This is a genomic window from Pseudomonas sp. SJZ080, assembly GCF_007828295.1.
Classification (GTDB): Bacteria; Pseudomonadota; Gammaproteobacteria; order Pseudomonadales; family Pseudomonadaceae; genus Aquipseudomonas; species Aquipseudomonas migulae_A.
Genome location: NZ_VIUK01000002.1, coordinates 126,203 through 136,944, shown reverse-complemented (window position 1 = coordinate 136,944; position 10,742 = coordinate 126,203). Strand labels below are relative to the sequence as shown.

At 60.6% G+C, this 10,742-nt stretch carries 8 protein-coding genes; 5 read left to right on the top strand and 3 right to left on the bottom strand.

What is annotated here, in order from left to right:
* Window positions 1–114: 114 nt before the first annotated feature.
* Window positions 115–828: a GntR family transcriptional regulator gene (locus FBY04_RS03105; protein ID WP_084320054.1), complete on the top strand. Its 714-nt coding sequence runs from the start codon at window positions 115–117 to the stop codon at window positions 826–828.
* A 12-nt stretch (window positions 829–840) separates the two neighbouring features.
* Here the strand turns inward: FBY04_RS03105 and FBY04_RS03100 are convergent, their stop codons facing one another.
* The 3 genes from FBY04_RS03100 to FBY04_RS03090 form a co-directional block, all read right to left on the bottom strand.
* Complete coding sequence (locus FBY04_RS03100; protein WP_084320052.1) at window positions 841–1,791, bottom strand: PDR/VanB family oxidoreductase; 951 nt, start codon at window positions 1,789–1,791, stop codon at window positions 841–843.
* 99 nt (window positions 1,792–1,890) lie between these two features.
* On the bottom strand, window positions 1,891–2,949 hold the full coding sequence (locus tag FBY04_RS03095; RefSeq protein WP_084320050.1) for an aromatic ring-hydroxylating dioxygenase subunit alpha: 1,059 nt from the start codon (window positions 2,947–2,949) through the stop codon (window positions 1,891–1,893).
* Window positions 2,950–3,190: 241 nt separating this feature from the next.
* Window positions 3,191–4,972 carry a sigma-54-dependent Fis family transcriptional regulator gene (locus tag FBY04_RS03090; protein ID WP_145314484.1) on the bottom strand — a complete coding sequence of 594 codons (1,782 nt, stop codon included), beginning with the start codon at window positions 4,970–4,972 and terminating at the stop codon, window positions 3,191–3,193.
* 292 nt (window positions 4,973–5,264) lie between these two features.
* Between FBY04_RS03090 and FBY04_RS03085 the strand changes: the two genes are divergently transcribed.
* From FBY04_RS03085 to FBY04_RS03070, 4 genes are all read left to right on the top strand, one after another.
* Entirely contained in the window at window positions 5,265–6,740 is a 1,476-nt protein-coding gene (locus FBY04_RS03085; protein ID WP_145314483.1) for a benzaldehyde dehydrogenase, read from the top strand.
* Window positions 6,741–6,807: 67 nt separating this feature from the next.
* Window positions 6,808–7,575 carry a coniferyl-alcohol dehydrogenase gene (locus FBY04_RS03080; protein ID WP_084320045.1) on the top strand — a complete coding sequence of 256 codons (768 nt, stop codon included), beginning with the start codon at window positions 6,808–6,810 and terminating at the stop codon, window positions 7,573–7,575.
* Window positions 7,576–7,676: 101 nt separating this feature from the next.
* Complete coding sequence (locus FBY04_RS03075) at window positions 7,677–9,326, top strand: DUF1302 domain-containing protein (RefSeq protein WP_084320044.1); 1,650 nt, start codon at window positions 7,677–7,679, stop codon at window positions 9,324–9,326.
* 15 nt (window positions 9,327–9,341) lie between these two features.
* Window positions 9,342–10,703 (top strand): DUF1329 domain-containing protein, encoded by a 1,362-nt coding sequence (locus FBY04_RS03070; RefSeq protein ID WP_084320042.1) that lies wholly within the window; start codon window positions 9,342–9,344, stop codon window positions 10,701–10,703.
* The last annotated feature ends 39 nt before the right edge of the window (window positions 10,704–10,742 follow it).

Below are 10,742 nucleotides of genomic sequence, written 5' to 3'. Positions count from 1 at the left end.
CAAACTGGAAACCGCGAGCTTCTTTTTTGCGTATTTGCTGCTGTGCGAGTTGATCTCCAGCTTGTGCAAGGCTTGCGTTACTATGGCCGCCCACGTTTTCTGGAAGTTGCCTGGATGAGTAAGCCCGGTCAGTTGGTGCTGGTAGCGCTGCGCAAGATGATCGCCTCGGGAGAGCTGGCTGCTGGCGAACGACTGATGGAAATTCCCACGGCGCAGCTGTTCGGGGTGTCCCGGATGCCGGTACGTATGGCTTTTCGAACCCTCGAACAGGAAGGGTTGTTGGTGCGGTTCGGCGGTCGAGGGTTTCAGGTGCGCTCGGTCAGTGCCGATGACATCGCCGGTGCCGTCGAGGTGCGCGGAGTGCTCGAAGGCCTGGCGGCGCGTCAGACCGCCGAGCGCGGGCTTTCGGCAGAGGGGCGCGCGATCCTGGAACTATGCCTGCTGCAAGGTGACGAGTTGTTCGACAAGGGCTATGTCACAGAAGACGATCTGGAGGTCTACCATGACCTCAACATGCGTTTCCATCAGGTGATCGTCGACGGCAGCCACAACCCGGCCATCGCCGATGCGCTGGCGCGCAATGACCACCTGCCGTTTGCTTCGGTGACCGCGCTGGCGGTGGATCGTAACGACATGGTCCGCGAGTATCGGCGTTTCAACTTCGCCCACATGCAACATCATTCCGTCTTCGATGCCCTGATCAATCGCCAGGGGGCCCGCGCCGAAGCGATCATGCGCGAACACGCCAACGCTACCCTGCGCTATGCCGAGATATTTGGTTCTGCGACAGCCAATGAGCGGATGAAGGTCATTCACCGCTCTGAGTGAGGCTCGGCCTTTTCAGAGGTCCAGCACCAGCAGCGGTGATTTCGAGCGCGAGCAGCACGGAGTGAACTGATCATTGAGTGCCTGCTCATTTTCGGTGAGGAACAGGTCGCGGTGATCCGGCACGCCCTCCAGTACCCTGGTCAGGCACGTGCCGCAAATGCCCTGTTCGCAGGACATGGCGATATCGATGCCATGGCTTTCCAGTACTTGAACCACGGTCTTGTCGGCCGGGACTTCGAAGACCTGGCCGGTGCTGCCGACCTTGACCGAAAAGCTTCCGTCGTTGCTGGTATCGGCTGGCGTGGCGGCAAAGTATTCGCGGTGCAGCGAGTCTTCCTGCCAGCCTTGAGCCTTGGCGCTGTCCAGCACGTGCTGCATAAAACCCCCCGGCCCGCAAACATACAGATGAACGTTTTCTCCTGGCTGGGCCAATACCCTGGCGGCGTTCAGCGCTGTTTCGGGTTGTTCATCGAAATGCAGAAATACCCGGTCGGCGAAAGACGAGTTCCTGATTCGTTCGACAAAGGCTGCACGCTCGCTTGAGCGTGCGCAGTAATGCATCTCGAAGTCCGCGTCGCTGTGTGCAAGACGTTCAGCCATGCACAGAATCGGTGTGATACCGATGCCGCCGGCAAACAACAGGCTGCGCCTGGCCTGGTGTGCCAGCGGGAACAGATTGCGTGGCTCGCTGATGCGCAGGCGATCTCCAGTGTTGATCTGTTCGTGCAGGCATTGCGAGCCGCCGCGCGAGTCTGGATCCTTGAGCACACCGATCAGGTAACGGTGGCGCTCTTCGGGGTGATTGCACAGGGAGTATTGACGGATGAGTCCGCCGGGCAGGTGCACGTCAATGTGCGCGCCGGCACTGAAACCGGGCAGTGCGCTGTCATTGACGCAGGCCAATTCATAGCTGCAGATGTCCTGAGCTTCGTTTTTGCGCGATACCACCACTACATCGATCATGCTTCATCCTCGGAGCGTTGCCACCGCAGTGGTCACTTCTGGTTATTTTGAACGTGTGCTGCGCAAGGGACGGGCACGACATGGCGTGCCCTGGCCAGCCTATTGAACGGTGGCGATCAATTGCGGTTCGGGGGCTCGCTCGCTGGCGATGATGCGTTCCAGGACACGGCGTGACTGCACGCCGCCCGCATCGATATTGAGCTTGAGCACATTGCGCTGGGGGTGGTCCAGCAGGTTTTGCTGCTGGCGTTCGAGCATCTCCAGGTCTTCACTGAAAATCTTCCCCTGACCCTCGCGAATGGTCGCGGTGAGTGCTTCATCCTGAGGATTGAAGTTGCGCGCCATGCCCCAGAAGTACCAGATGGAGGTGTCGGTTTCCGGGGTGATGAAGTCGACCACGATGCTTGAAGCTTTGAACTCGGCGTCGGCGTGGTAGCCGCCTTTGCCGGCATGGGCGACACCCACTTCGATCAGTACGTGACTGGGTGGCGAGAAGCGGCAGATTTGCCAGCGGTCCACCGGCACATCATCGGCCAGATTATTGCCGCGCAAGGCCATGCGCCAGAACGGCGGCGCCATGATGTTTTCCATGTGGCGTGCGGTGACCACTTCGTCGCCCTCGACCGTCGTGGTCGGGGCGGCCTCATCGATTTCTTTCTGGCCGATGCTGGACGCATGTACGTAGGTTTCGTGCGTCAGATCCATGAGGTTGTCGATCATCAGGCGATAGTCGCAGCCGATGTGGAACAGACCGCCGCCGTACGCCCATTGATCGCTCACGGCCCACTCCAGGTGGTGGATCAGTGTCGGGTCGGCCTTGTCCTGTTCACCAGGCCAGACCCAGATAAAACCGTAACGTTCGACCACCGCGAAAGTCTTGTTGCAAGGGAAGCCGCGTACCCGTTGCCCTGGCATTTCGACCGTTTTGCCGTCGCAACCCATGACCAGACCGTGATAGCCGCACACAAGGTTGCCGTTTTCGACATAGCCCAATGAGAGCGGCGCGCCGCGGTGCGGGCAAAAGTCCTCGACCGCTGCAACCTGGTTTTCCTGGCTGCGATAGAAAACGATTTTTTCGCCGCAGATCTGCCGCCCGAGGGGGCCTTGTGCAATTTCATCGGGGGTGCAGGCGACGTACCACGTGTTTTTTGGGTACATGAACATTCTCCAGGTCAGCGCTTGTTTTTGTTTTGATGGATCCATTAGGCGATAAGCGGATGTCGCAAGTCAACCGTGTCATGCTGCCGTTAATGCTTGTGATAAGGCATAAGAAGGTATGACTTACTCAAGTCGAGTATGTTTTAGGCATGCGTAATGGATCCATTAAAAAATATTTATGTACAAAAAAACCGCCAATGGCGGTTTTTTTGGGGGTGATAAACGTGAATGGCTTTGCGCTTCAGGATGCCCGCTCTGCCGACGCCTGTTGGTACTTCTTCAGCCGATAGGCGAACTGCGCACGACTCAATCCCAGCAGTCGTGCGGCCGCAGCCAGATTGCCTTCGCTCTGTTGCAACGCTTCGTCGATCAAGCGCGACTCCAGTCCTTCAATGGAGAATCCTTGCTCCAGCCGGGTCAAGGTTTCCAGCAAGGCCGGGCGAGGCTGTGCGCTGGCGGGGCTCTGGTCGATGGCCGCGAGGCTGCCCTTGTCGTCCAGAGAGTACAACTCCTGGGGTATTGGCTCGTTGCGAAACAGGTGGACCAGGTCGATGGCTTGACCATCCTCGCTGGCGATCAGACCGCGCTCTACCAGGTTCTGCAGTTCCCGCACGTTGCCGGGGAAGTCGTAGCGTAGCAATGCTTTGAGTGCGCGCATGGTCAGCCCGGCGGGTTTGCGCGCGTAGTCCTGGCAGAAGCGCCGCAGGAACGCATTGACCAGTAACGGGATGTCGTCGCGTCGTTCACGCAGTGGCGGCAGGGTGATGGGGAAGACGTTCAAGCGGTAGAACAGGTCCTCACGAAAGTCTCCAGCCGCTACCGCTTTGCGCAAGTCGACGTTGGTTGCCGCCACCACCCGTACATCGACCTTGATTGGCTGACCACCACCGACTCGCTCTATCTCACGTTCCTGTAAGGCCCGCAGTAGCTTGCCTTGTCCGGGCAGGCTGAGGCTGGCGATCTCATCGAGAAACAGGGTGCCGCCGTGGGCCCGTTCGAAGCGCCCGGGGCGCGAATGGGTGGCACCGGTATAGGCACCGCGTTCGACACCGAACAGCTCCGCCTCGATCAGATTGTCCGGGATCGCGGCACAGTTGAGGGCCACGAAGGGTGCTTGATGGCGCGGGCTGTACTGATGCAGCTGGCGGGCAAATAGCTCCTTGCCGACCCCGGACTCACCGCTGAACAGTACCGTAGCGGGGGTCGGCGCCACGCGCTGCAACGCGAGGGTGGCGGCATTGAAGGCAGCGCTGGCTCCGATAGGTTTTGGCCCGCCAGGCATTTCACTGTCGTCATCGGGGGCGGGTACTGGTGCTGGACGCTGCCTGGGAGCGACGCTTGATGGCGAGGCGGTGAGATAACTCAGGTCTTGTTCGACATCGCCCCATTGTTCGGCGGTCTTGCCGACCACTCGGCAGATCTCGTGGCCCATGCCCCGGCATTCGGTTTCACGGAAGATCACCAGGCGGCCGAACAGCCCGCTGACATAACCGATGGCATAACCCAGTTCGGTCCAGCACGGGTCCTGGCCGATCCCGTAAGCGGCGATATGTTCGTCGGCCTCGCAGGAGTGATGCCAGAGGAACTCACCTTCGTAGAAGCCGGAGTCGGCGTCGAACTTGAAGTGCAGGGGTTCGACCTTGGTCATGCCCTCGAGGGTGTGCAGGCGAGTGCCGGCGGAGAAAATCGCCGCGGCATCGGCGTCCGGCCAACGCTCGCGGATCAGCCGTGCATCGCGTGCGCCTGACAGGTAGCCGGTGCGGGTAAACAGACCCCGGGTCTGTTCCAGACCCTGGCGGTCGATGATCTCGCGCCGAAGTGCGCCGAAGGATGAACTGTGCAACAGCAGCATTCGCTGATCGTTGAGCCAGATGCGTCCGTCGACAGGGGAAAAGAACAGGCATTCGGTCAACTCGGCCACGGTCGGTGAGTTGCCCTCGGCTAGCTGGGTACTGTCCCCGCGGGGCGAGAAATGCTCCTCCCGCATCGCGAGACCGGGAAACAGCAAGTGGGGGTTATTCATTGTTATGCCCCTGAGCGCAATGACTGATCGAAATCAGTAACTTCAAAAATAGTTATTAAACATAACTTTATCATTTGAACAAGTGGCCCGGTGCTGGCGGAGCGTCGAGACCCTCGCCTGATCTTTGAGTGCTCATCTTGAGCCCACAGGCCAGAGCCTTCGCCATCTAAATAATGGTGGCACGCAGGAAATCGGCACAGCCCTTGCTCTAGTGCTTTCACGAAGCAGACGACTTCACCGCTTCAGCAAGGCGTCGTCGGGCGATGACAAACACAAGAGCCGGGAGGCCGAAATGTCGGTAAGTGAACCCTCTGATTTTCTGCGGGACGAGGTGTGGTGTGAACGCGTTTTCAATGGCGACTGGATACGCCCGTTAGGCGGAAACAATAGCGTACGCGAGCCAGCCACCGGCGAGGTGCTGACTGTCACCGGCCTGGCCGATGCGGCGGACATCGCGTTTGCCAGTCTCAACGCTGCCCGTGTCCAGCCGGCCTGGGCGGCATTGGGGCCGCGCGAGCGGGCGGAGATCTTTCGCAAAGCCGCAGCACTGGCCCAGCAACACTTTGCCGAGCTGGCGCTGTACATCGCTCGGGAAAGCGGCGGCAGTCTGTTCAAGGGTGAACATGAGGTCCGTGAGGCGATCGTCTTGCTGCATCAGGCGGCCGGTCTGCTGTCGCAACCCCATGGCCTGGTTCTTCCGAGCGAGGCGGGGCGCTTGTCCTATGCACGCCGGTTGCCCCATGGCGTGGTCGGGGTGATTTCTCCGTTCAACTTTCCTCTGGTGCTGTCCCTGCGCTCGGTGGCGCCCGCACTAGCGGCCGGCAACGCTGTGGTGCTCAAGCCTGATCCGCAGACCCCGGTCAGTGGTGGCTTCATCATTGCCCGGTTGTTCGAGGCAGCCGGTCTGCCCAAAGGTTTGCTGCAGGTTTTGCCGGGTGCAGCGGTGGCCGGTGAGGCGCTGTGCCGCGACCCGCATGTACGGATGATCGCGTTCACCGGCTCTACCGCGGCGGGACGCAAGGTCGCGGAGGTGGCTGGGCGTCATCTGAAGAAAGTGGCCCTGGAGTTGGGCGGCAAGAACTCGCTGATCGTGCTCGAAGACGCCGATCTCGACCTGGCGGCCAGCAATGCCGCTTGGGGTGCCTGGCTGCACCAGGGGCAAATCTGCATGGCCACCGGACGTATCCTGGCCCATGAGTCGATCGCTGAAGAGCTGGTCCGCAGACTGGCAGAGAAAGCACGGACGATCACGGTCGGCAATGCCGCTCGCGGCGAGGCGGTACTGGGGCCTTTGATCAACAAACGACAGTTGCAACGTGTGCATGAAATCGTCACGGACAGTTTAAGTGCCGGGGCAACACTGGAAGCCGGCGGCGAGTTTGAACAGCTCTTCTATCAACCTACGGTTCTTTCAGGCGTGCGCCCGGGCATGCGTGCGTTCGACGAGGAGATCTTCGGTCCGGTGGCCACGGTGGTGAGTTTTGCTAGTGACGAGGAGGCCATCGAGTTGGCCAATCGCACCGAGTATGGCTTGTCCGCGGCGATCATCTCGCCTTCGGTCGGGCGTGCCATGGCGATGGGTGAGCAACTCAATTGCGGTCTTCTGCACATCAACGATCAGACGGTGGCCGACGAATGCGTCAATCCATTCGGTGGGCGTGGCAGTTCGGGAAATGCCGGCAGCGTTGGTGGCCCGGCCGACTGGGACGAATACACCCAATGGCAATGGGTGACGGTCAAGGACACCGCGCCGCGCTACCCATTCTGACGGGAGCCGGCCTAAGCGAGTGGTTGGCCAACCGGGTGAATACACAAAAACAATAAGAGGACACAACATGAAACTCGACAACAAGATTGTACTGGTGACCGGGGTCTCCTCGGGTATCGGCGCCGCCACTGCAAGCCTGCTGCGCGGCCACGGTGCCCAAGTGATTGGCGTGGATCTGAAGGCCCCGCACATGACCCTGGACGGCTTTGTCCAGGGCGATCTGAGCAGTGCCGAGAGCATCGACCGGCTGTTGCCGCAGTTACCGGCACGGATCGATAGCCTGTGCAATATCGCCGGGGTCCCGGGCACCGCGAATCCGCAACTGCTGGCGCAGGTCAATTACCTGGGGTTGCGCCACCTGAGCAGCGCGCTACTGCCGCGCATCACGGCTGGCGGCAGCATCGTCAATATCGCCTCGATCCTCGGTGCCGAATGGCCGCAGCGCCTGGACCTGCACAAGGCGCTGGCGAGCATCGAAGATTTTGCCGCCGCGCAAGCCTGGCTGGCCGAACACCCGGTACCGGACGAGACCTGCTACCAGTATTTCAAGGAAGCCTTGATCGTCTGGAACTACGTGCAGGCCCAGCCCTGGTTTCTCGAGCATTCGGTGCGCATGAACAGCGTGGCGCCAGGCCCGGTTTTCACGCCGATCCTCGGCGACTTCGTAAGCATGCTCGGTGAGGCCCGGACCCAGGCTGATGCCCATCGCATGAAACGCCCCGGTTATGCCGACGAGGTGGCGGCGGTGATCGCTTTCCTGTGTGCCGACGAGTCGCGCTGGATCAACGGCGTCAACCTGGCAGTCGATGGCGGCCTGGCCTCCACCTACATCTGAAACGGACACCCGTAGACAGCGGCGCAAGCCGCTACCCGAGCGTGTTGGCTGGCGCGATGCGTGCAAAGCCATGCCAAAAATAAAAATAATGAGGAGCGTCCATGGACAACGTTAAACGTTGCTTTCGTTTCAAGCATTGCGCCCTGTTTCTGGCGTTATGCGGCACAGGTGTGATGGTCGGAAGGGTCGAGGCCATGCAAATGGACCTCGGTGATTCCGACTGGAAACTGCGTTGGGACAACACCATCAAATACAGCCAGGCCTGGCGTCTACAGGGTCAGGACAGCCGTTTGGTCAACGCGCCGACCGCCAACGGCCTGTATCCCTCGATCCAGAGCCAGGGCGATAAAAATTTCAGTAGCGGTCTGGTCTCCAACCGTCTGGACCTGTTTTCCGAAATGGACCTCAGTCGGCAAAACTACGGGCTGCGTGTGAGTGGCGCGGCCTGGTACGACGATATCTACAACAAGGACACCGACAGCAGCGAGCAAACGCATTTCCTCAGTGAGACCCGTAAGCTCCATGGCCGCGACGGCGAAATCCTCGACGCCTTTGTGTTCCTGCGCGGTGACCTCGGTGAAGACTCCCAGGGCGTGGTGCGTCTGGGGCGGCACAGCCTGATCTACGGTGAAAGCCTGTTCTACGGCGGCAACGGGATTGCCAATGCCCAGGGCCCGACCGACGTGGTCAAGTTGCTTAGCGTGCCGGGGACCCAGTTCAAGGAGATCCTGCGTCCGGTCAATCAGATCTCCGGGCAGTTGCAGATCAATCCGCAGTTGTCGGTGGGCGCCTACTACCAGTTCGAGTGGGAGCGTTCCAATCTGCCCGGTGCCGGCAGCTACCTGAGCGATGCCGATGCCATCGGCTACGGCAGCGGTTCGCTGCGCGAGGTGTTTGGCAACGACACCGTGAATGGCGGCGATCTGAAACCGAAGAACTCGGGGCAGGGCGGTATGCAGATTCGTTTCAAACCGACCGGGACCGAACTGGAACTGGGTTTTTACGCCGCGCAGTATCACGACAAAACCCCGATTGGGCTGTACGCCTACCTCGACGGCGCCGCGGCGGCGGCCACCGGGTTGCCGATCCTGAGTTCTTATCGTCAGGTCTACGCCGAAGATATCAAGACGGCTGGCGTCAGCTTTTCCACTGCCTATGGCCCGTTCAACTTCGCCGGTGAAACCTCTGTGCGCTGGAATGCGCCGCTGGTGAGCAATCTGCAAGTGGTGACACCGGGCATGGATGCCGATGGTGGCGACAACTCGCTGTTTGCTCGGGGCAAAACCGCGCACGCCAACCTGTCGGCGATTTACCTGTTATCACCGACGGCCTTCTGGGACGGCGGCTCGGCACTGGCCGAACTGGCCTGGAACCGAACCCTGAGCGTCACCGAGAACGCCGCGGCGCTGGATTCCAACACGACCCGCGATGCGACGGCATTACGCGTGTTGGTGGAGCCGGCGTACTTCCAGATTATCGACGGGATCGACCTGACCGTGCCGATCGGCATGGGCGTGGTGCTCGATGGGCGCTCTTCGGCCGTTAACAAATCGGGCTTCGGCAATACCCATTCCGGCGACTGGAGTGTCGGGCTCAAGGCCACTTATCTGCAGCGCTGGGATGTTGGCCTCAACTACGTGAACTTCTTCGGTGCGCCGAAAGCCGGGCTGCGCGAGGACGGGAATTTCAGCTACGGGCAGTCGCTGGCCGACCGCGACTTCGTCTCGCTCTACGTGAAAACCTCATTCTAATAAGGTGGATTCGCCATGCAGAACAAAGCATTTCTCAACACGTGCGTCCTCACCCTGGCCCTTGCCGGCATGAGCCTGACACAGGCAGCGGTGTCGCCCGAACAGTCGGCCCGTTTGAAGTCCGAATTGACACCCCTTGGCGGCGAGCGCGCCGGCAACGCCGATGGCAGCATCCCGGCCTGGGATGGCGGCTACACCAAGGTTGCGCCGGGTTACAAGGCGGGTGACAAACGTCCCGATCCATTCGCCGGCGAGAAACCGCTGTACTCGATCAAGGCCTCGAACATGGAGCAGTACGCCAGCGAGCTGGCCGAAGGAACCAAGGTTCTGTTGAAGAAATACCCGGACTACCGGCTGGACGTTTACCCGACCCATCGCTCGGCAGCGGCCCCGCAATGGGTCTATGACAACACCGCCAAGAATGCCCTCCGCGCCACGCTGGACGTTGAGACCGAGAAAGTCGCCAGCGCCTACGGCGGCATCCCGTTTCCGATTCCGGACAACGGCGCGCAAGTCCTGTGGAACTACCGGCTGTCCTGGCAGGGCGGCGATACCATCAGCTCGCCTTTCGACACCTGGCTGATGACGGCGGGCGGCAAGAAAGTCCAGGCGACCCGTGCCCAGTACACCTACCAGTTTCCCTACTACGTCGAAAACGGCAGCCCGGAAAATTTTTCCGGCAAATACCTGATCGGCAAACTGTTGACCGAACTGCCGTCGTCGAAGGCCGGCGAAGGCCTGATGACCCATTGGGACCTGGACCCGGCCAACCGTGCGGCCTGGCAGTACCTGGTTGGCCAGCGTCGTGTGCGCCGGGCGCCGAACATCGCCTACGACACCCCGGACTTCGTCACCTCCGGGGTCGGTCTGTTCGACGAGGCGTTCATGCTATTCGGACCGACCGATCGCTACGACCTCAAGCTGATGGGCAAGAAAGAACTGATCGTCGCCTACAACAACAACCGCGCCGGTCTTGCCAAGAGCGACGATTTGGTCAAACAGAACTTCCTCAATCCCGATCTGGTGCGCTGGGAGAAACATCGGGTCTGGGTGGTCGAGGCCACGCTTAAATCCGGCAAGCGCCATGTGGTGCCGCGTCGGACCTACTACATCGACGAGGACTCCTGGCAGATCCTGATGGCCGACGGGTATGACGCCCAGGGCAAACTGGGACGCCAGATGTATTCGCTGACGCTGCTGGCACCGGACCTGCCGGCGCTCACCGCACAGATCATGTGGGGCAGCTACAACCTCGACACCGGCGCCTACTTCCTCAACTCCTCGAGCAATGACCTGGCGGTTCAGTACCAGAAAGTCGCGAAGCCTTCGGCCTCTTACTTCACGCCGGATGCGATGGCCAACGAAAACATGCGTTGAACCCTGGGGGGCTGCGACGGGCGAGAAGCTCGTCGCGGT